General features: G+C 54.1%; 21 protein-coding genes and 1 tRNA gene. 10 read left to right on the forward strand and 12 right to left on the reverse strand.

The window, feature by feature from the left end:
* The first annotated feature begins 1 nt into the window (after position 1).
* The 4 genes from pqiA to rmf all read left to right on the forward strand — a co-directional run bounded on the left by pqiA (position 2) and on the right by rmf (position 3,913).
* Positions 2 to 1,270 (forward strand): membrane integrity-associated transporter subunit PqiA, encoded by a 1,269-nt coding sequence (gene pqiA, locus AC6I8E_RS06470; protein WP_013357349.1) that lies wholly within the window; start codon positions 2 to 4, stop codon positions 1,268 to 1,270.
* On the forward strand, positions 1,257 to 2,900 hold the full coding sequence (gene pqiB, locus AC6I8E_RS06475; protein ID WP_147788433.1) for an intermembrane transport protein PqiB: 1,644 nt from the start codon (positions 1,257 to 1,259) through the stop codon (positions 2,898 to 2,900). The genes pqiA and pqiB overlap by 14 nt, the downstream gene beginning before the upstream one ends.
* Positions 2,897 to 3,466, forward strand: coding sequence for a membrane integrity-associated transporter subunit PqiC (gene pqiC, locus AC6I8E_RS06480; RefSeq protein WP_013357351.1), 570 nt, complete (start codon positions 2,897 to 2,899; stop codon positions 3,464 to 3,466). The genes pqiB and pqiC overlap by 4 nt, the downstream gene beginning before the upstream one ends.
* Before the next feature lie 279 nt (positions 3,467 to 3,745).
* A complete protein-coding gene (rmf, locus tag AC6I8E_RS06485; protein ID WP_008925875.1) occupies positions 3,746 to 3,913 on the forward strand; it encodes a ribosome modulation factor in 168 nt (55 codons plus the stop codon).
* A 68-nt stretch (positions 3,914 to 3,981) separates the two neighbouring features.
* Here the strand turns inward: rmf and fabA are convergent, their stop codons facing one another.
* Positions 3,982 to 4,500, reverse strand: a complete 519-nt coding sequence (gene fabA, locus AC6I8E_RS06490; RefSeq protein ID WP_008925876.1) for a bifunctional 3-hydroxydecanoyl-ACP dehydratase/trans-2-decenoyl-ACP isomerase — start codon at positions 4,498 to 4,500, stop codon at positions 3,982 to 3,984.
* Between the two features lie 68 nt (positions 4,501 to 4,568).
* Positions 4,569 to 6,437: an AAA family ATPase gene (locus AC6I8E_RS06495; protein WP_195857159.1), complete on the reverse strand. Its 1,869-nt coding sequence runs from the start codon at positions 6,435 to 6,437 to the stop codon at positions 4,569 to 4,571.
* Positions 6,438 to 6,490: 53 nt separating this feature from the next.
* Between AC6I8E_RS06495 and matP the strand changes: the two genes are divergently transcribed.
* On the forward strand, positions 6,491 to 6,958 hold the full coding sequence (gene matP / locus AC6I8E_RS06500) for a macrodomain Ter protein MatP (RefSeq protein WP_143813132.1): 468 nt from the start codon (positions 6,491 to 6,493) through the stop codon (positions 6,956 to 6,958).
* Positions 6,959 to 7,050: 92 nt separating this feature from the next.
* Here matP and ompA read toward each other — a convergent pair whose 3' ends face one another.
* Positions 7,051 to 8,121, reverse strand: coding sequence for a porin OmpA (ompA, locus tag AC6I8E_RS06505; protein ID WP_013357354.1), 1,071 nt, complete (start codon positions 8,119 to 8,121; stop codon positions 7,051 to 7,053).
* Between the two features lie 350 nt (positions 8,122 to 8,471).
* The gene (gene sulA, locus AC6I8E_RS06510) at positions 8,472 to 8,963 is read right to left on the reverse strand and encodes an SOS-induced cell division inhibitor SulA (protein ID WP_013357355.1); all 492 of its coding nucleotides are present in this window, start codon (positions 8,961 to 8,963) and stop codon (positions 8,472 to 8,474) included.
* Positions 8,964 to 9,173: 210 nt separating this feature from the next.
* On the opposite strand from sulA, the gene AC6I8E_RS06515 reads away from it, so the two are divergent.
* A complete protein-coding gene (locus tag AC6I8E_RS06515) occupies positions 9,174 to 9,803 on the forward strand; it encodes a TfoX/Sxy family DNA transformation protein (RefSeq protein ID WP_312216846.1) in 630 nt (209 codons plus the stop codon).
* Here the strand turns inward: AC6I8E_RS06515 and yccS are convergent.
* Together yccS and AC6I8E_RS06525 are read right to left on the reverse strand one after the other, a co-directional pair.
* On the reverse strand, positions 9,800 to 11,959 hold the full coding sequence (yccS, locus tag AC6I8E_RS06520) for a YccS family putative transporter (protein ID WP_110331649.1): 2,160 nt from the start codon (positions 11,957 to 11,959) through the stop codon (positions 9,800 to 9,802). The two genes, AC6I8E_RS06515 and yccS, sit on opposite strands and share 4 nt — an antisense overlap.
* On the reverse strand, positions 11,943 to 12,383 hold the full coding sequence (locus tag AC6I8E_RS06525; RefSeq protein WP_013357358.1) for a YccF domain-containing protein: 441 nt from the start codon (positions 12,381 to 12,383) through the stop codon (positions 11,943 to 11,945). Before AC6I8E_RS06525 ends, yccS begins: the two co-directional genes overlap by 17 nt.
* A 123-nt stretch (positions 12,384 to 12,506) precedes the next feature.
* On the opposite strand from AC6I8E_RS06525, the gene helD reads away from it, so the two are divergent.
* A complete protein-coding gene (helD, locus tag AC6I8E_RS06530; protein ID WP_497824558.1) occupies positions 12,507 to 14,561 on the forward strand; it encodes a DNA helicase IV in 2,055 nt (684 codons plus the stop codon).
* 1 nt (position 14,562) lies between these two features.
* On the opposite strand, the gene mgsA is transcribed toward helD, so the two are convergent.
* Positions 14,563 to 15,021, reverse strand: coding sequence for a methylglyoxal synthase (gene mgsA / locus AC6I8E_RS06535; protein ID WP_095707421.1), 459 nt, complete (start codon positions 15,019 to 15,021; stop codon positions 14,563 to 14,565).
* A gap of 71 nt (positions 15,022 to 15,092) precedes the next feature.
* A complete protein-coding gene (locus tag AC6I8E_RS06540; protein WP_370426250.1) occupies positions 15,093 to 15,734 on the reverse strand; it encodes a YccT family protein in 642 nt (213 codons plus the stop codon).
* Between the two features lie 176 nt (positions 15,735 to 15,910).
* On the opposite strand from AC6I8E_RS06540, the gene AC6I8E_RS06545 reads away from it, so the two are divergent.
* Positions 15,911 to 16,324 carry a CoA-binding protein gene (locus AC6I8E_RS06545; RefSeq protein ID WP_033732185.1) on the forward strand — a complete coding sequence of 138 codons (414 nt, stop codon included), beginning with the start codon at positions 15,911 to 15,913 and terminating at the stop codon, positions 16,322 to 16,324.
* A 34-nt stretch (positions 16,325 to 16,358) separates the two neighbouring features.
* Here the strand turns inward: AC6I8E_RS06545 and hspQ are convergent, their stop codons facing one another.
* Positions 16,359 to 16,676, reverse strand: coding sequence for a heat shock protein HspQ (hspQ, locus tag AC6I8E_RS06550; RefSeq protein WP_013357363.1), 318 nt, complete (start codon positions 16,674 to 16,676; stop codon positions 16,359 to 16,361).
* A 58-nt stretch (positions 16,677 to 16,734) separates the two neighbouring features.
* Positions 16,735 to 17,925, reverse strand: coding sequence for a 23S rRNA (cytosine(1962)-C(5))-methyltransferase RlmI (gene rlmI, locus AC6I8E_RS06555; protein WP_013357364.1), 1,191 nt, complete (start codon positions 17,923 to 17,925; stop codon positions 16,735 to 16,737).
* 85 nt (positions 17,926 to 18,010) lie between these two features.
* On the opposite strand from rlmI, the gene yccX reads away from it, so the two are divergent.
* Positions 18,011 to 18,289 carry an acylphosphatase gene (gene yccX, locus AC6I8E_RS06560; protein ID WP_497824559.1) on the forward strand — a complete coding sequence of 93 codons (279 nt, stop codon included), beginning with the start codon at positions 18,011 to 18,013 and terminating at the stop codon, positions 18,287 to 18,289.
* Here yccX and tusE read toward each other — a convergent pair whose 3' ends face one another.
* Together tusE and yccA are read right to left on the reverse strand one after the other, a co-directional pair.
* Positions 18,290 to 18,616, reverse strand: coding sequence for a sulfurtransferase TusE (gene tusE / locus AC6I8E_RS06565; protein WP_013357366.1), 327 nt, complete (start codon positions 18,614 to 18,616; stop codon positions 18,290 to 18,292). It lies immediately after the preceding gene.
* Positions 18,617 to 18,722: 106 nt separating this feature from the next.
* A complete protein-coding gene (yccA, locus tag AC6I8E_RS06570) occupies positions 18,723 to 19,376 on the reverse strand; it encodes an FtsH protease modulator YccA (RefSeq protein WP_497824560.1) in 654 nt (217 codons plus the stop codon).
* 235 nt (positions 19,377 to 19,611) lie between these two features.
* Here yccA and AC6I8E_RS06575 point away from each other — a divergent pair.
* Positions 19,612 to 19,699: transfer RNA gene (locus AC6I8E_RS06575), tRNA-Ser, on the forward strand.
* Positions 19,700 to 19,701: the final 2 nt, after the last annotated feature.

Consider the following 19,701-nt stretch of genomic DNA (forward strand, 5'->3'; position numbering starts at 1 on the left):
GATGTGTTCAGCAGTGAAAAGTAACGCGTGGATGCTCTGTCCACAATGCGATTTAATGATTAAGCTGCCGGACATTCCCGTTGGCAGCCGTGCGTCATGCCCGCGCTGCCACACCTCTCTGACGGCTAACTGGCACGAGCCGCGTAAACGGCCGACGGGCTATGCGCTGGCGGCGCTGTTTATGCTGCTGCTGGCAAATCTGTTTCCTTTTGTCTCTATGAAAGTGGCGGGGTTGACCAGCCAGATTACGCTGTCGCAGATCCCCCAGGTCATGGTGACGGAAGATTACAGCAGCCTGGCGACACTGTTTCTGCTGTTTGTGCAGGCGGTTCCGGCCTTCTGCATGGTCACCATTATTCTGCTGGTCAATCCGGTCCCTCTGCCCGTCCGCCTCAAAACTGGTCTGGCGCGTATCCTGTTTCAGTTGCGTAACTGGGGCATGGCAGAAATTTTTATGGCAGGCGTTTTGGTCAGCTTCGTCAAGCTGATGGCCTATGGTGATATCGGACTGGAAACCAGCTTCTGGCCGTGGGTGCTGTTCTGCTTGCTGCAGCTGCGCGCCTTTCAGTGCGTTGACCGCCGGGACTTGTGGGACAGTCTTTCCCCGCGACCCGCCATCCCTCATCCACCTGAAGTGGGCATCAGTGGTTTAGAGCAGGGCCTGCGTTCCTGCCCCTGCTGTACCGCCATTCTGCCGGAAGCTGAGCACACCTGTCCGCGCTGCGGCGTCACCGCCCAGGCGCGACGTAAGCACAGCCTGCAATGGACGCTGGCGCTGCTGTTCACCTCAATACTGCTTTATATCCCGGCTAACCTGTTGCCGATCATGGTGACGGAAACCCTTGGCACGGCTTATCCCTCTAATATCATGGCGGGAGTCATTGTGCTGTGGGGCGATGGTTCCTATCCGGTGGCGCTGGTGATCTTTATCGCCAGTATCATGGTGCCGACGCTGAAGATGCTGGCAATCGGCTGGCTCTGCTGGGATGCCAGCGGACGCGGGCGGCGTGACAGTCATAAGATGCATAAAATTTATGAAGTGGTCGAATTTGTTGGCCGCTGGTCAATGATCGACGTGTTTGTGATTGCCGTGCTCTCTGCGCTGGTGCGTATGGGGCAATTAATGAATGTTTATCCCGCGTGGGGGGCAGTATTGTTTGCGATGGTGGTGATTATTACCATGATCGCTGCCATGACCTTTGACCCGCGATTAACCTGGGATCGTGTACGCGAAAACAATATGAAGGAGTCGCGCCTTGACGGAAACTAACCACGGCCATGCAAAGGTGGAACAGATTAAGCGCTGGTCGCCGGTCTGGATTGTCCCCATCGTTACGCTGTTAATCGGCGGATGGATCCTCTTTTATCACTTCAGCCATCAGGGGCCGGAAGTCACCTTAACCACCGAAAATGCCGAAGGCATTGTTGCCGGTAAAACCACGATTAAAAGTCGCAGCGTCGATGTTGGCGTGGTGGAGAGCGCGGTGTTAAGCGACGATCTTCACCATGTGGAAATCAAAGCGCGTCTGAATGCGGGCATGGAAAAACTGCTGCACAGCGACAGCGTTTTCTGGGTAGTGAAACCGCAGGTGGGACGTGAAGGGATCAGCGGACTCGGCACGCTGCTGTCAGGTGCGTATATCGAACTGCAGCCTGGCACCAAAAAGCAGCCACCCGAGCAATTTAAGCTGCTGGATGCGCCGCCGTTAGCGCCACCGGATGCCAAAGGTATTCGTATCGTACTGGACAGCAAAAAGGCAGGCCAGCTTAATCCGGGTGATCCGGTGCTGTTCCGTGGCTACCGTGTCGGTACGGTTGAGACCAGCGTATTTGATACTGACAAACGTATGATGACCTATCAGCTATTTGTCGCCGCACCCTACGATCGCCTGATTACCACCAACGTACGTTTCTGGAAGGACAGCGGCATCGCCGTGGATATGTCCGCCTCAGGGATGCGGGTGGAAATGGGATCGCTTACCACGCTATTCAGCGGCGGTGTCAGTTTTGACGTGCCGGATGGCTGGGAGCTGGGCGAGCCCGCGCAGAACAAGTCTGACTACCATCTGTTTGACGATCAGCGCAGCATTCAGGACTCGCTCTACACCAACCATATCGACTACGTGATGTTCTTCTCTGACTCGATTCGCGGTCTGCAGGCGGGTGCGCCGGTTGAGTTCCGTGGCATTCGTCTGGGTACCGTCTCGGAAGCGCCACTGATGAAAGCCGGCCTGGATCAGGCGCTGAATAATGATTACCGCGTGCCGGTGCTAATCCGCATTGAGCCGGATCGCTTTATCAGCCGACTGGGTGAGAACTTCGATCTGGAGCAGCATCTGCAGGATGGTAAAAAACGTGGTCTGCGCGCCACGCTGAAAACCGGCAACCTGTTGTCGGGCGCGCTCTATGTCGATCTCGACTTCTATGACAATGCGCCAGCCTACAAAGGCCCGCAGAAAGTTTCTGGCTATGAAGTGATCCCAACGGTCAGCGGCGGCCTGAGCCAGATTCAGCAGAAGCTGATGGCGGCGCTGGATAAGATTAACAGCCTGCCGCTGAACGGTATGGTCAATGAAGCGACGGGTACGCTGAAAGAGAGCCAGAAAACGATGCGTGATCTGCAGCGCACCATCGACAACATCAACAAAGTCACCGCCAGCCCGGCCATGAAAACGCTGCCGGAAGATCTGCAGCAGACCTTGCGCGAGCTGAACCGCAGCATGAAGGGCCTGCAGCCAGGTTCGCCTGCCTACAGCAAGCTGGTCGGCGATATGCAGCGTCTGGATCAGGTGTTGCGTGAACTCCAGCCAGTGTTGAGAACGCTAAACACCAAGAGCAATGCGCTGGTATTTGAGGCGAAACCGGGACAGGATCCCCAGCCGAAGAGGGCGAAACAGTGAAAAAAGGATTGATACTTTGTGCCGCGCTGGTGTTGAGTGCGTGCAGCAGCAGCGTTGACAATACCTGGTATCAGCTGCCCTCCGGGGCGGCGTCCATGCAGGTCACCAGCAGTCAGCTGAATGAAGCGCAGCCGATGTTATGGGTGCAGCAGGTGACGGTGCCGGACTATCTGGCAGGTAATGGACTGGTTTACCAGACCAGCGATGTCAAATATGTTATCGCCGCGAATAATCTCTGGGCCAGCCCGCTTGATCAGCAGTTACAGCAAACGCTGATTACTAATCTGAGCAAGGCGCTGCCTGGCCGATTAGTGGCGGGATCACCCTTAGGCGCACAGCACGACACGCTGAATGTAACCATTACAGGCTTCCAGGGACGCTACGATGGCAAAGCGATTGTCAGTGGTGAATGGACGCTGGAACATCAGGGTCGTCTGACCAAACAGGCGTTTAACCTCGTGCTGCCGCAGACTGAAGATGGCTACGATGCAATGGTCAGAACGCTGGCGGCGGGCTGGCAGCAGACCGCACAGAAGATTGCTAATAGTGTGGTTGCGTTAAATTAAGATTGATGTGAATAAATAAGCTAAGCCCCTGAACGATTGTCGTGCTTTATCGACATTGTTCAGGGGCTTTTTTATTAGCTTATTCAGAAAGATAGTGCTGGCGTATGCATCACAAAACGTCCTTAATTTTACCGATTAAGGTCACATTTATGACACTGGCATGAAGATTGGGCATTGATCTTTGGGTGCGCAGGAGGTAGAACATAAGGGTGGTTGAACATTAATTCACCACTTTTCTTTCCACCAGATTCCACAGACCTTACATGAGGGACACGGAGTATGAAGAGACAGAAACGAGACCGCCTCGAACGCGCCCATTCACGTGGTTATCAGGCAGGCATTACTGGACGCTCAAAAGAGATGTGTCCGTATCAGTTGATTGACGCTAAGTCTCACTGGTTGGGAGGTTGGCGACAAGCCATGGAGGACAGGTCGGTAGCTGCATAACCGGATGTCACTGAAAAGGGAATATAACCTCCGCCATGCGCGGAGGTTTTTGTTTCCGGGGGAAACGCTTAGAAAGCGGCGGTATCTTTAAACAGGCCGACTTTCAGATCGCTGGCGGTATAGATCAGATTACCGTCAACCAGCACTTCACCATCTGCCACGCCCATCACCAGTTTGCGATTAATGACGCGTTTGAAATGAATGCGGTAAGTGACTTTCTTCGCTTCTGGCAGGACCTGTCCGGTGAATTTCACTTCACCCACGCCCAGCGCACGACCTTTACCTTCGCCGCCCAGCCAGCCCAGATAGAAACCGACCAGCTGCCACATGGCATCCAGGCCCAGACAACCCGGCATCACCGGATCGCCAATAAAGTGACAGCCGAAGAACCAGAGATCAGGATTGATATCCAGCTCCGCTTCAACAAAGCCTTTATCATATTTTCCGCCGTCTTCGGTCATTTTGACCACGCGGTCCATCATCAGCATGTTGCCAGATGGAAGCGGCGGACCATTTTCGCCAAACAGTTCACCACGACCTGACAGAATCAGATCTTCTTTGGTATAGGATTCGCGTTTATCTACCATGTTTTCAATAAGCCTTGTTTTAGTGAATCACGAATATTAGCGAACAGTTGTACGCTGAGCAAATCGGATTAACGGTGGTTGAACCAGTTAAGCCAGCGGAGCGCCCAGGGACGTTGCGGCACGTCCGGCTGGTTAAACAGGCTAATGCGTTCCTGGATGGTATTCAGCAGGCAGTCGCCCTGACCATCTTCAGTACTCCAGATTTTACCAGTCAGGAGCGGCAGCGCTTCATCAGCACGGTCGATCGCCCAGATATGGAAGCGACCCTGTTCAACCGCTGTCACAACGGCCTGGTTAAGACTGAGATGACGCACGTTGCAGGAAGGAATAATCACACCCTGCTGACCCGTCAATTCACGCTGATGACAGATATCAAAGAAGCCTTCGATCTTCTCATTCAGTCCGCCAACCGGTTGTACGTTGCCAAATTGATCGACTGAGCCAGTCACGGCGATTTGCTGATTGATCGGCTGATTCGCCAGTGCGCTGATTAAGGCACAGAGTTCAGCCAGCGAAGCGCTATCACCGTCGACCTCGGAATAAGATTGCTCAAAGACCATCGAGGCTGAGAAGGGCAGTTGCTGATCGAGCTCCAGCTCGGCGATCAGAAATGCCTGCATGATCATCATGCCTTTAGCATGAATGTTGCCGCCCAGCTCCGCTTTGCGCTCAATATCCATGAACTCGCCATCGCCGGGATGAACCACGCAGGTAATACGAGAAGGATCGCCCCAGGCACGGGGATGACCAGGATATTCCACCACCGACAGGCCGTTAATCTGACCGACCACCTCGCCTTCGGTTTCAATCAGAATCTGTCGCAGCAGGATCTCATCACGCATCCGTTCATTGAGATAATTCTCGCGCCACAAGCGCGCTTCAAGCGCATCACGCAGCGCTTCGGCATCAAGTGCATCGCCCATCAGGGCCGACTCGCGCATCTGACGCTGCAGCCAGCGCGGGCAGAGTGGCAGCGTATCCTGATCGCCGCTGTAACGGACACCTTCTTTAATCAGCTCTGGCCAGAAGTCCGCTTCCGGCAGGGGCAGGCCCGCCTGTTGCGCCAGTTCAGCACTCCAGCGACACCAGGCCAGCATGTCATCTTCATCCAGAACCTGAATGTTCTCTTCAAATTCAGTATAGATGGCCATTTCATGCGCTTCAGGGTCTAGCTCCTGAAAATCCGCCAGCGCTTCCCGGTCGCCGCACAGGACCAGGTTAAGGTTGAGTGGCAACGGAGGAATCGAGACAGGCAGCGGCCGGCGTTCATCCTGAGATGTCCACTCAACATAGCCTTGCTCAATACACTTTTTCAGGCGCAGCCAGAGAATCGGCTGCGTCAGCAGGCTACGCAGTGACAGTACCAGCGTGCCGCCATTGGCGCGATGGATAAGCCCTGGCTCGAGCTGGATGCGATCTTTATACTGGCGCACGCAGCCAAATAACTGCTCCATCTCAATCCACTCAGCAAAGTGAATACCACCCTGACTGGTGAATGGGCGTTGCGGATCGGAAGGAGGCTGAAGCGTGACGTTGTCAGCCATGATATGGTAATCACCGCCGGACAGAGTGGTACTGTCAGTCATGACCCGCTGCGCGGCCTGAACGATAAAGGTCAGATAATCGCGATTCTCCTGGCTTCGAACCAGCAGCAACGGGAATCCCTGCGTCTGGTGATGTAAATGCGCCAGTGCATTCAGCAACCGGGGCTGTACCGTTGCCAGAGCATCAGTTTCTTCATCAGCAATTCGGGAGAAAACGGATTGGTATTGCGCGCTATCCGGCTGTAAGGTCTGCCACGTAAGTTGAGTGCTGGTCAAAATAATCGCATTTGTCTGTTTTAAGAAAAGCGAGATTATACAGGATTCACCCTTGTTAAGCACTGCAGACTTCCTGTTGAAGATGTGATGATGGCAGCATGTTTTTCGTTGCTGCATCCGGGAAAAAAGCTGTTATTCTTAGCCCGTTACGTGATCACGATGAGATTCCGATGAAATACCAGCAACTCGAAAATCTTGAATGTGGATGGAAGTGGAAATACCTGGTGAAAAAACATCGGGAAGGTGAACTGATCACGCGTCACCTTGAGTTAAGCGCGGCGCAGGCGGCAGTGGATAAACTGCTGGCGATGGAAAACAATCCGGTGACGGTGAATGAGTGGATTGCAGAACATATTCATTCCGATCTTGATAACCGACTGAAGCAGACCATCCGTGCCCGGCGGAAACGCCATTTCAATGCTGAACATCAGCACACCCGTAAAAAATCGATAGACCTGGAGTATCTGGTCTGGCAGCGGCTGGCAGGCCTGGCTCAGCGGCGCGGCTGCACGCTTTCAGAAACGATTGTTCAGCTGATAGAAGATGCGGAACGCAAAGAGAAATATGCTACTCAGATGTCGAGTCTGAAGCAGGATTTGCAGGCAATTCTGGGTAAATCGGGTTCAGAGAGCGAGTAAGCGGGCAGGGGATTTCAGAGTGTGTGCGCTGACGGAACGATTACTGGCATAAAAAAACCCCGCCTTAGCGGGGTTTTTTATGACGTGTGAACTTAAGCCTGTGGCTGAGTTACAACGTCTTTGATGCCTTTAACATCGATTTCTACACGACGGTCCGGAGACAGGCAATCGATCAGGGCATTACGGCCTTTCACGCTGTCACAGGTGTTGCCGGTAACTGGGTTAGATTTACCCATGCCACGTGCAGAGATCTTGTTAGAAGGGATACCTTTAGATACCAGGTAATCTACGACTGACTGAGCACGTTTCTCAGACAGTTTCTGGTTGTACTGCTCTGAACCGATGCGATCGGTGAAGCCCAGTACGACAACGGAACCATCTTTAGGATCCATTGAGCTCAGCTGGCTGTACAGCTGATCCAGAGCCTGCTGGCCTTCTGGCTTCAGGGTAGATTTATTGAAGGTGAACAGAACGTCAGACTTCAGAGTGAAACGCTTGGTTTCAACAACTGGAGCTGGTGCTGGAGCCGGAGCTGGAGCCGGAGCAGCGACGTCATCCTGACCGAAGCGGTATGAAACGCCTACGCTCAGCATGCCATTGTCTGGACGGGTACCAACGGTCTGTGCATCACCGATGTTGTTAACCCACTGGTAATCCAGACGGGTAGCCCAGTTTTTGGTCAGTGCATATTCAACACCAACTGCAGCCAGCGGAGATACGCCGGTGTCGTGGTCGCTGATGCGGCCAGTAGTTGGGTTAGTCTGCGTTGCATCTGCGCGCCATACCATGCCGCCCAGACGAGTATACACGTCCAGATCGTCATAGATTGGGTAGCTCAGTTTAGCAGCCAGCTGAACGCCTTGTGCTTTGAATGCGCCGTTAGTCACAGTACCTTTGTTAGGCATGCGGCCCAGCCAGTCATAGCCCAGCTCGAAGCCCAGGTATGGGTTTGCCTGATAACCAACGAACGCACCTGCGCCCAGCTGGCTTTCATGAGTTGGACCGTTGTTGTTCTCGTAACCGTTACCGTAGTAACCAGTGTCGTGATACTGAGACCAGCCCAGTTTAGCACCGGTGTACCAGGTGTCATCTTTCGGAGCGGCCTGCGCTACGGTAGCGAAGCCAGCCAGTGCCACTGCAATTGCGATAGCTGTCTTTTTCATTTTGCGCCTCGTTATCATCCAAATAGGCAATGAGCAAAAAGGTTGCTCTTGGTTTAAATCCTTCGCCGGGTCAAAACGCTCGCTTATGACTCTACCGCAAAAAACGGAGGTTATTGAGCACCCTGGCGAGATAAAGTCTACAACGAGATTGGAAACTTACAAGTATGATGTGAGGCGCTTCTGTAAAAAAACAGCGATTTATACACAATTTCTAACAATTAGCCTGGTAGTATTGTCGCGGCAAAAAGCCTTAAAAACCTGCTAAACCATTGTCACAGCTCGAACTAACAGAATCAGTGGTTTAGCGACGACAGATAAGAAAAATAGCTTGGGAAACTTCTGATTTTTACTTAATGAAACAAATCCGACTGAATTTTTATCGCACTTTGCGGTCTGAGAGGCGCTTCCGATGTCCCGCTTGCCCGCAAAATCAAACCCAGCGCCTCACCCTCTGCCGCCGCATTTTCAAGTTGACGGCGCTCATCTTCGTCAAGGTCATAAGGAATCCATGCCAGAACGACACTGTAATTTCCTGTGCGTAGTGCCTTGACCATCGCCTCCACCGCATTCAGACGTTCAGAATCGGCGATATGCATACTTTTATCCAGCGGTAATCCCGACTCCTGCATCCAGGTGCGATTCAGTTTATGTGCCGGTGTTAGCCACAACTGCCAGCGTGATTGCTGACTCAGCTGCTGTAATAATGGCAACAACAGCATCTGCATCATACCGGGCTGCTCACTGCAGCGTAACTCAGTAATTCCACCGCCCTGAGAGGCCGGAACGGAAGAGGACGCGTAATGATGAGCATAGCGTGCATTATCAGGATGTTGGGTTCGCATAAGTTAATCACCAGCAGTTGACTGTATGAATATACAGTACTGTCATCCTGGATAAAGATCAACCCAAATTTCTGAAAACGCCTCGCAAAAACGCGACAAGATTAGTTGAAGCACTATTTATTCATTGAACCAGCTGACACTTTTTTCTATCTTCTAATTGCCTGATACCCAAGGCAATTTAAGAAATATTTCTGACATGGAGGTGGTGCAATGAAAAAGGTGAACCCAGTCGTAGAGCGCTCCAGAACGCGTCTGGCCCCGTTGGGACCGATAGAGTCCCGCACCCAGTTTGGGGGGTACGCTCTGGCTGTCGAAAGTGTGGTTTTTGCCTTAATTAATAAAGACGAACTCTATCTGCGGGCCAGTGAACCCCTGCGCGAGTATATTGCCGATCGCCCGCTGCAACCCTTAATTTTTCGCAAGCGGGGAAAACTGGTCAGCCTCAATTACTTTCGGGTTGATGAGGCATTATGGCGCGATTCTGACCATCTGCTGGCGCTCTCTGCCGCCTCTTTAGAGACGGCGCAGCTGGAGTTGCAGGACAGGCAAGCCTCTCCGCGGCTGAAAGATTTGCCTAATCTCAGCGTACGCATGGAGATGATGCTCTTTGAGGCGGGCGTGATGAGCGTCAATCATCTCTATCAGATAGGAGCCAAACAGTGCTGGCTGAAGCTAAAAGCGATCAACCAGCACGTGGGGTTTCAGACATTACTGGCGCTGCAGGGGGCTATTATGGGCCACCATGCGGCTGCGCTGCCGCAGGCAACCCGGGCGGAGCTGAATGCATGGTTCCAGCGCACGCTTTTATCAAACCCGGACTTCAGAAGCAGTGACAGCTAGTCAGTAATAAGCGTGCGGCGCAGGCGAGCCACATCGGGCATTAATGCCACCAGCAGACCGAGTTGCTGGAGCACCAGCGGCGCACGCGTATCTGCATCTGCAGCCAGCTGGCTGATTCGTTGAGCCAGTTGCTGGCGCATCGCTTCAACATGTTCATCGCTGACCACGTCCGTCTGGAGCACATCTTCGACATAGCAAACCGTATCATCCAGTAAGGTGAGCAGGTCCGGCGCAGTAATTTTATCGCGGTGAGCGCCCAGCGCGGAAATGTAGCTCAGAAATGAGTGATTGGAGCAGAGCAACTGAAAAGCTGACTCACGCAGCTTCTGGCTGGTGCGACTTTCACTGCTCATGTTTGAGACGACTGAGGCGAGTTCAGCATCCGCATTATGCGCATCACGGCGGGCGATACGATAGGCGAGACGGTTATCTTTACCCTGATGATATTGCTCCATGATTGCATCCAGATAGCGACAGTTCGCTTTCAGAGTTCGCTCTGCCACCGCTGGCAGTTGACGAAAGCGCCAGTCAGGCCAGATAAAGGCGACAGCCAGCCAGGCCAGACCACAACCGAGTAAGGTATCCACGACACGGGGCAGGGCGACTTCAAACCCTTCACCCAACAGGTTAAAGCAAAGCAGCACCAGCAGAGTGATAAACAGCGTAGCCTGCGCATACTGCACCTGTCTGAAAGCGAAGAACAGCACGCCGGTAATCACAATCAGGATTAACTGCCCTTCAATGGAGGGTACCAGCCATAAAACGGGTAAACCAATCGCAATCCCCGCCAGCGTTCCGCCGATGCGCAAGGCAAGACGTCGCTGCGTTGCGTTATAGTTGGGCTGGCAGACAAACAGGCTGGTCAGCAAAATCCAGTATCCCCGCTCCAGTCCGGTTATCTGAATGAAGCCGTATCCAATACAGAGCACCACTGACATGCGAACCGCATGCCGGAACAGCGCCGACGCGGGAGAGAGATGACGGCTGAAGCGCAGCCGGATATCACTCCAGCCACTTAACCCTTCGCGCGACAGCAAATTGTCACTGTGCTGTGGATCTTCCCCGGCCAGCGTCTGCTCTGATTCAATGGAAGCAAGCTGTGCGTCAATGGCGCGCAGGTTACGCAACAGCCAGAACAGCGCGCGGGTATGCGGGGCCTCAGGCTCATGCTGCTCAAGCCGTTCAATCGCTTTCTGCAAACGTTCGAACGCGCGCTCAAAGCGGCTGTCATGTACCCATCTTTCACGCATCAGGATGCAATGAGCCAGCTGGCGACAGGCCTGTGCCTGCATATTCAGCAGGCGCTGAAAGCGAAACAGAATTTCGTTATAGCGCCAGTCGCCGCGCAGCAGGTGATATTGCAGATGAGAAGAGCTGGCGCGTTCATGAATATCCTGCGCTACAAAGTAGTAGTGCAGACTGCGACGGGTGCCGCGCGACCCGCGATCGCCGCGCAGGCGACTCTGCAATGTCGTTTTGGTCAGGTTGAGCTGCGCCACCAACTGGCTGTTCACCATCGCTGCATCGATAAACGCCGCATCATCCTGCTCGCCCGCATCGGGATCGAACAGATTCGCCTTGGCATCAAGGTAGCGCGCCAGTTGTGAAAAGCTTCCTGCCAGCTGTTCCTGGACCGGCCGGACCGGGAACATCAGATGACCCAGCAGGGTCAGCAGGTTATACCACAGTGCACCGACCAGCAGCAGCATCGGCTGCATGTACCACTGGCTGAACAGCCCAATGCCGAGCATGGTATAGACCGCAATCAGCAGCGCACCAAAAGCGATAGTGGCGTAGCGCTGCCCCAGGGCACCCAGCAAAATAAAGCCCCAGGTCGAAATCGCCAGACCGATAATAAAAGCGAACGGCCAGGGAAACAGCAGCTCTACGGAAACCGAGGCGAAGCAGAAGCAGAGCAGGGTAATCAGCAGATTCTTCAGACGACCGGCCAGGCGATCATCAAGATCGGCCAGCGCAGCCGCGACCACCCCCAGCGTCAGGGGAATCGTCCACTCAATCTGATGCAGCCACCAGGGGATGGCAGCGCAGCCACTCAGCGCAAACAGGATCCGCAGCAGATAGCGCCAGGTACTGTTAAACAGATATTTCCGCCAGCCTGGCACGGCATCTGACATCGTATTAATAGCGACGGGCATTGGCTTCGCGCGCAGCACGCGCCTCTTCCACTGACACCACCCGGCGGCCAACCGGCCAGAGCGCGATGGCGGCGATCTTAAAGTTTGCAATCCCCACCGGAATACCAATGATGCTGATGCACTGCACAATCCCGACGGAGATATGCGAAAGGCAGAGCCACCAGCCGAAGAAAATCAGCCAGAAGATATTCAGGAAGGTCCCGCCGGTATTCATTATGTGGCTCTTACTTTCAGGGCGCAGCACATCAACATGTACCGCCTCGTTGCCAAATGGCAGCAGTGAAAGTTTGGTAATTTCCCAGCAGGAGCGGGTCAGCGGCAGGGTAAAAACCAGCACGATGCTGATTAGGGTGGCAAACAGCCAGCTCAGGGTGGTGAAAAAGCCGCCCAGGACAAAATTAAGAATATTTAAAACGGTGCGCATGATCTTCTTTTCCTTTTGCATTCCGCAAGATGTGACGCCAAGTTTAGCTTGTTTTAAGGCTGGAGCGCCAAGGGTCTGACAGGTAAACTCCCCCTAATCCTGTTATCTGACGTTGGTGTCGGCGTGGAACTGAAAGCAACCTCAATGGGCAAACGGCTTGCCCAGCATCCTTATAACCGTGTTCGTCTGCTGGCAGCGGGTGTCGAAGTCAGTGGCGATAAGCATGAGTATCTGATCCCCTTTAACCAGTTACTGGATATTGCCTGCAAGCGCGGGCTGGTATGGGGTGAGCTGGAATTTCTGCTGGCCGATGAAAAAGTGGTCCGGCTGCACGGAACGGAATGGCAGGAGACGCAGCGCTTTCACCACTATCTGCTGCAGGCCTGGCAGAACTGGAGTCTGGAGATGAGTGCGGTGTGCCGCGAGGTGCTCCAGTCACTGCGCGACGAAATCGGAACGTTTAGCGCGCAGGATCGCTGGCTGAATCGCCACGAGCTGCAGGCGCTGAAGACAAAGATTCTCAAACAGTTCGACGCGTTGCCGATGCCGTTCACCCGCTTAAACGATTTTCCTGACTGCCGTGATAACCTGGCATTTTGCCAGCACTGGCTGGATCAGGGTGAGTCGGCCCTGAGGCAGCGAAACCGCGACTGGACTGCCGCCATGCTGACCCGCTATCAGTCGTTCTTCGCCAGCGTCGAGAGCACACCACTCAATCAGTCGCAGTGTGAGGCCGTGGTTAATGGCGAGGATTCTCTGCTGGTACTGGCCGGTGCGGGCAGCGGTAAAACCTCGGTGCTGGTGGCCCGTGCAGGCTGGTTAATGGAGCGCAGACTGGCCAGTGCCGATCAAATTCTGTTGCTGGCGTTTGGCCGCCAGGCGGCTGAAGAGATGAACGCACGTATTCAGTCCCGGCTCTCTGCGGGTGACATCCAGGCACGGACTTTCCATTCTCTGGCTCTGCATATTATTCGTGAAGGCAGCAATAAGCAGCCGGTTATCAGTAAGCTCGAGAGCGATGCGGATGCGCGTCGTACGCTGCTACTCAGGGAGTGGCGGCAGCAGTGCCATGAGAAAAAGGCGATGGCAAACGGCTGGCGTCAGTGGCTCCGTGACGAACTGGAGTGGGAGGTACCGGAAGGACCATTCTGGGAGGACGAGAGGCTGGCAAACCGGCTGGCGTCACGTCTGGAGCGCTGGCTCGGTCTGATGCGCATGCATGGCGGCGCACAGGCGGCCATGATCGCGGATGTGCCGGAAGAGATTCGGGATCACTTCAGTAAACGCATCAAACTGATGGCACCCCTGCTGAAAGCGTGGAAAAGCGCGCTGAAAGAGGAGGGCGCGGTCGATTTTTCGGGACTGATCCACCAGGCCATTGCGATTCTGGAAAAAGGACGGTTTATCAGTCCGTGGAAACACATTCTGGTGGATGAATTCCAGGATATCTCGCCTCAGCGTGCCGCATTGCTCAGCGCACTGCGCAAGCAAAATAAGCGCACCGCGCTGTTTGCGGTTGGCGATGACTGGCAGGCTATCTACCGCTTCAGCGGTGCAGAGATGACGCTGACCACCGCATTTCATCACTACTTTGGTGAGGGCGATCGGTGCGTGCTGGACACCACCTACCGCTTTAATGACCGCATTGGTGACATTGCTAACCGGTTTATCCAGCAGAATCCGCAGCAGCTGGCAAAACCGCTGAACAGCGTCACCAAGGGCAATAAAAAGTCGATTTCGCTGCTGTCGGAGGATCAGCTGGAAGCCCTGCTGAACAAACTCAGCGGTTACGCGAAGCCTGATGAGCGGATTCTGCTACTGGCGCGCTATCACTATCTGCGACCGGAATTACTGGATAAAGCCAGAACCCGCTGGCCGAAACTTAATCTGGAATTTATGACAATCCATGCCAGCAAAGGTCAGCAGGCGGATTACGTTATTCTGGTGGGATTGCAGCAGGGTAAAGAGGGCTTCCCGGCGGAAGTACGCGAGTCGATTATCGAACAGGGCCTGTTACCACAGCCCGAAGCGTTTCCGGATGCGGAAGAGCGCCGTCTGGCCTATGTGGCGCTGACGCGCGCGCGTCAGCAGGTCTTTCTGATGTTTGATAAGGCCGCGCCGTCCTCGTTTGTCGATCACTTCCGCGAACTGGGCGTACCCGTACTGCGTAAAGCCTGAGTTATTTCAGACGATCGGCCAGATAGCGCTGATAGTCGGGGATCATAATCTCAACGTTTTGCGCAAACAGTGGCGACTGAATAATAAAATCCGCTGTGGAGCGGTTCGTGGCGACCGGGATATTCCAGACGGTCGCCAGACGCAGCAGAGCTTTCACATCCGGATCGTGCGGCACGGCGTTGAGCGGATCCCAGAAAAAAATCAGCGCATCAATTTTTCCTTCCGAGATCAGCGCGCCGACCTGCTGATCGCCACCCATCGGGCCGCTCAGCATGGCTGTCACATTCAGACCGGTATGACGATTGATCAGATTTCCGGTGGTGCCGGTCGCATAGAGGATGTGTGGTTCAAGTGCGGGCTGGTTTTGTTTAACCCAGTCAAGCAGGGCAGTTTTGCAGTGGTCATGGGCGACCAGCGCAATATGTTTTGTGGTGCCAAGGGTACGAAAAGTCTGTTCCATAAAAGCGTCCTGATAAGGCTCATGCGCAAGACAAGAGAAAGCACGAGTTTACCTCTGGCCCTTTAATGCTATCAACTCGTACGCAGCATTTTGACCAGTGTCAGAAATTGCTGACGCGTAGCTTCATCGAACCGGTGAAACCAGCGATGCAGCGAAGGCAGTTCGGCCTGGGTTGTCCAGTCCAGATCGGCGGTGAGGCGGGAAGAAGAGGGCGTAGCAGAAGCGGAATTTGCAAACCGGGGGACAGAGGCAATCTGATGGGTGCGATTGTAATTCAGCATCGCTTTTTCCATATCCGCTGTCGCGGTGGCCGGCAGGTGGTCACGCACGCTGGTGATCTCATTGCCTTTCTCATCCACCAGCTGAAAATTCAGACTGCGGTCAAAATGATAACGCTCACGTTTTGTCTCCAGCGCCGGCAACCGGATGGTGATGGTTTTGGCCACGGCAGTAAAGGTGACGATCATCGGCGCAGACTGATAAGCGATCACACTCTCTTTCTGCCCTTTGCGCTGCTTCTCTACCCGAAACAGAAACTGATGCTGACCGCGATCCAGCTCTAAGCTGTCTGCTCCTTTGAGGAGCGAGCCTGAAATTTTTCGACCATCCAGCACCAACAGATCGATTTGGGGATCGAGCTTCAATGTGATGGCAGAACAGGACGCCGAAACAAGGAGTGTAAGTAACCCCGTTACGGCCAGCGACAGCTTCATTTCAACTCCGGTAAGTGGTGACGCAAAGGATGATGTGTAGCAAATTCTTACATTATGGCAGTTAATTTACATTTAAACATATTTATTCGTGCGCGGGTTCAATTAATTTCGTCAGGGACTTAACTGTTGAAGCATGCGCCAAACTACACTCAACACTGACCTGAAAGGAGATAAAGATGAACGACCAGACAATTCGCGATGTGCTGACGCGCACCCAACGTATCGCCTTAGTAGGGGCAAGCGATCGTCCCGACCGTCCCAGTTATGGTGTGATGAAATATCTGCTCGATCAGGGCTATGAGGTGATCCCGGTCAGCCCAAAACTGGCCGGCCAAACCCTGCTGGGGCAGCAGGCTTACGCCAGTCTGGCGGAAGTACCGGGCGAGATTGATATGGTAGATGTCTTTCGCAATTCAGAAGCCGCGTGGGGCGTGGCGCAGGAAGCCATTGCCGCAGGGGCAAAAACATTGTGGCTGCAGCTGGGTGTGATTAATGAGCAGGCGGCGGTACTGGCACAGGATGCAGGCATGACGGTGATTATGGATCGCTGCCCGAAGATTGAGATTCCGCGTCTGGGGATAACGCGTTAAAAATTAGCGTGGCGGCAGAGCGTGCCGCCACAGATTAATGCCGCAGATGAGGTGCCTGTAATTGCTGACGTACTGACGCCGCCAGCTCATCCATTGATGGCTGCTCAGGATGCTCAATGCTGGTTTCACCAGAAAGCTGAATTTCGGCAACATAGGTATGAACCTGATCGCCTTCCTCATCTTCCATCACCACATGATACCAGGGCGCAGTGCGCATTTTCTCTTCCGCGCCAACCTCTTCAATTTTAGGCTCATCTAACGAGTATTCAGGATCGACATCCACAATAACGCCCAGAACGCCGGACAAACGATGACGAACCTGCTGACCAATACCAAATTTACTGGCAATCATAGTGACCTCCGAAAAAAAGCTCTCTTTCCAATATGGGGGCAGGAGCTGATTTTTCAAGTCACATCACGCGGCAGGCGAAACCTTTCAGATAGAGACCTTCCGGATAGCTGGCGATGACCGGATGATCCGCTGCCTGCCGGAACTGCTCAATAAACTGCACTTCGCGGCCCGCATCCAGCGCCGCATCGGCGATGATCTTCTGGAACAGATCGGTGGCCATCAGACCGGAACAGGAGAAAGTCAGCAGCACGCCACCTGGGTTCAGCAGCTGAATGGCAAGCATATTGATGTCTTTATAGCCGCGACAGGCACCCATTAACTGGCTTTTGTTTTCGACGAACTTTGGCGGATCCATAATGATCAGATCAAATTTCTCACCGCTGTCACGGTAGCGGCGCAGCAGTTTGAACACATCATCACGCTCAAAGCGTGCACGGGAAAGATCCAGCTCATTCAGTTCAACGTTCTGACGGGCAACGTCCAGCGCTTCCTGTGAGGTATCGACGCTGATCACTTCTTTACAGCCGCCCATCAGCGCAGAAACTGCGAACCCGCCGGTATAAGAGAAGCAGTTAAGCACGCGGGCATCCTGCGCGTAACGACGCGTGGCAAGACGGCTGTCACGCTGATCGAGGTAATAACCGGTTTTGTGGCCGCCCTGGATATCAACCAGCAGCTTCATGCCATGCTCGGTAATCGGCAGCAGTGGCGGGGGCAGTTCACCGGTGACGGTGCCCTGCGTCAGCTCCAGCCCCTCTTTCTTACGCACAGCGACGTCAGACCGGTCATAGATGGCACAATCAGGGAAGCACTGTTGCAGGGCAGTGATGATCGCCGCGCGCTGATATTCCGCGCCTGCCGAGAGCAGCTGAAGCACTAAAAAGTTGCCAAAGCGATCGATGGTGACGCCCGGTAAACCATCTGATTCACCAGCGATCAGGCGATAGCTATCCAGACCATCGCGGGCCGCCAGCCATTTGCGCCACTGTTGCGCCTGTTCAAAACGGCGCACAAAGAAGGCGATATCGATGGATTCATCGGCCTGCCAGCTCCAGACGCGGGCGCGGATCTGCGACTCGGGCGAATAAGCGGCACGCGCCAGCCATTTACCGTTGCTGTCACACACGTCAATGGTTTCACCCAGTTGCGCTTTACCTTCCAGACGTGCAACGGCACCTGAAAAGACCCATGGATGGCGACGGAGCAGGGACTTTTCACGTCCCTTTGCGAGAATCAATCTGACTGTCATAGTTTGCTATGCTTACCTGAAAAAATGAGGCGCCATTGTCCGGTGGATAACGGGAAATTGCAACGAACAGCAGCAGGAGAGAATAATGTCAGTAGCCTGTTTTAAAGCATGGGTTCATGGCCGCGTCCAGGGCGTCGGGTTTCGTTACAGTACGCAGGCCGAAGCCAGAACCCTGGGCGTGCTGGGTTACGCGCGAAATCTGGATGACGGCAGCGTCGAGGTGCTGGCCTGGGGCGGGGCGGAGCAGGTCGAAGCACTCATCGCCTGGCTTAAAGCAGGTGGACCACGCAGCGCACGCGTTGATAAGGTGCTGGTGGAGCCACACCAGCCCGCAGAACCGCCCCGCGATTTCAAAACCGGTTAACTACAGGCATTTCGCCGGTTTAGGCAGGCCGGCGATTTTCGTCGCCTGTTTAGCGGGTCCTTCCGGGAAGAGGCGAAACAGGTAGCGGCTGTTGCCTTTCTCTTCCCCATACTTCTGCGCCATTGCCTTTACCAGCATCCGCACGGCAGGTGAGGTGTTAAATTCCAGATAAAAGGCGCGCACGAAATGGACCACTTCCCAGTGTGCTTCAGACATGGTAAGCCCTTCCTGTTCCGCGATGTGCGCCGCCAGCGCCTCACTCCAGTCGTCGATGCTCTTCAGATAGCCTTCGGCATCGACGGCGATTTCGTTACCGTTAAAATTCACGTGACGTCCTCTCTATAAATGACGGCGCAGTTTAGCAAACCTGGCGGACAGTAAAAGTAAAAAACCCCGCCGAAGCGGGGTTTCACAGACTGACTGTCACTGCTGGTTAGTTGCTGCGGGCAAAACCCAGCAGGCTCAGCAGGCTGACGAAGATGTTATAGAGCGAAACATAGAGGCTGACCGTCGCCCGAATGTAGTTGGTTTCACCACCATGAATGATGTTGCTGGTTTCCCACAAAATGGCACCTGCGGAGAACAGGATGAACAGGGCGCTGATAGCCAGATGCAGCGCAGGCAGCTGCAGGAAGATATTCGCGACCACCGCCACCAGCAGCACCACAAAGCCAGCCATCATCATGCCGCCCAGGAAGGACATGTCACGACGGGTCGTCAGCACGTAGGCAGAACAGCAGAAGAACACCAGCGCCGTACCGCCCAACGCCAGCGCTATCACGTCGCCCATGCCTGCGGTCAGGAATGAACTCAGGATAGGACCCAGGCAATATCCCAGGAAGCCGGTAAACGCAAACGCGGCCAGAATACCCATCGGGCTGTTCGCCAGACGGTAGGTTAAAAACATCAAGCCATAAAAGCCGACCAGCATCAGAATCAGACCCGGCGCAGGCAGGGCCAGCAGGGTGCTGACTGTCGCCGTTACCGCGGAAAAGGCCAGGGTCAGTCCCAGCAGAAAATAGGTATTACGCAGAACTCTGTGCGTTGACAGCAGTGAGGACTGCGATGAGGTGACAATTCTTTCCATGTTGCGCTCCTTTAAGCAGAACACTAATCAGCAGAACACTAAATATGTGCCGAGAATACGCAGGCCACTAAAGAGGGAAAAGGCGTTTTACCCTTCTTTACGCGCTATTCTGCTAATTGTTTGAGCAGAGTGGCGATTTTCACAGCGAAAAATCACAATCTGGCTGTTTTTCAGGCGAATAGACAGATAGACGCTTTACATCGCTAAACGGGATGTTTATAGTGCGCGTCATTGCGGAGGGGTGGCCGAGCGGCTTAAGGCAGCGGTCTTGAAAACCGCCGATGGGAAACCATCCGAGAGTTCGAATCTCTCCTCCTCCGCCACT

The sequence above is a fragment of the Pantoea sp. X-Soil-YNGN-785 genome (genome assembly GCF_059730585.1).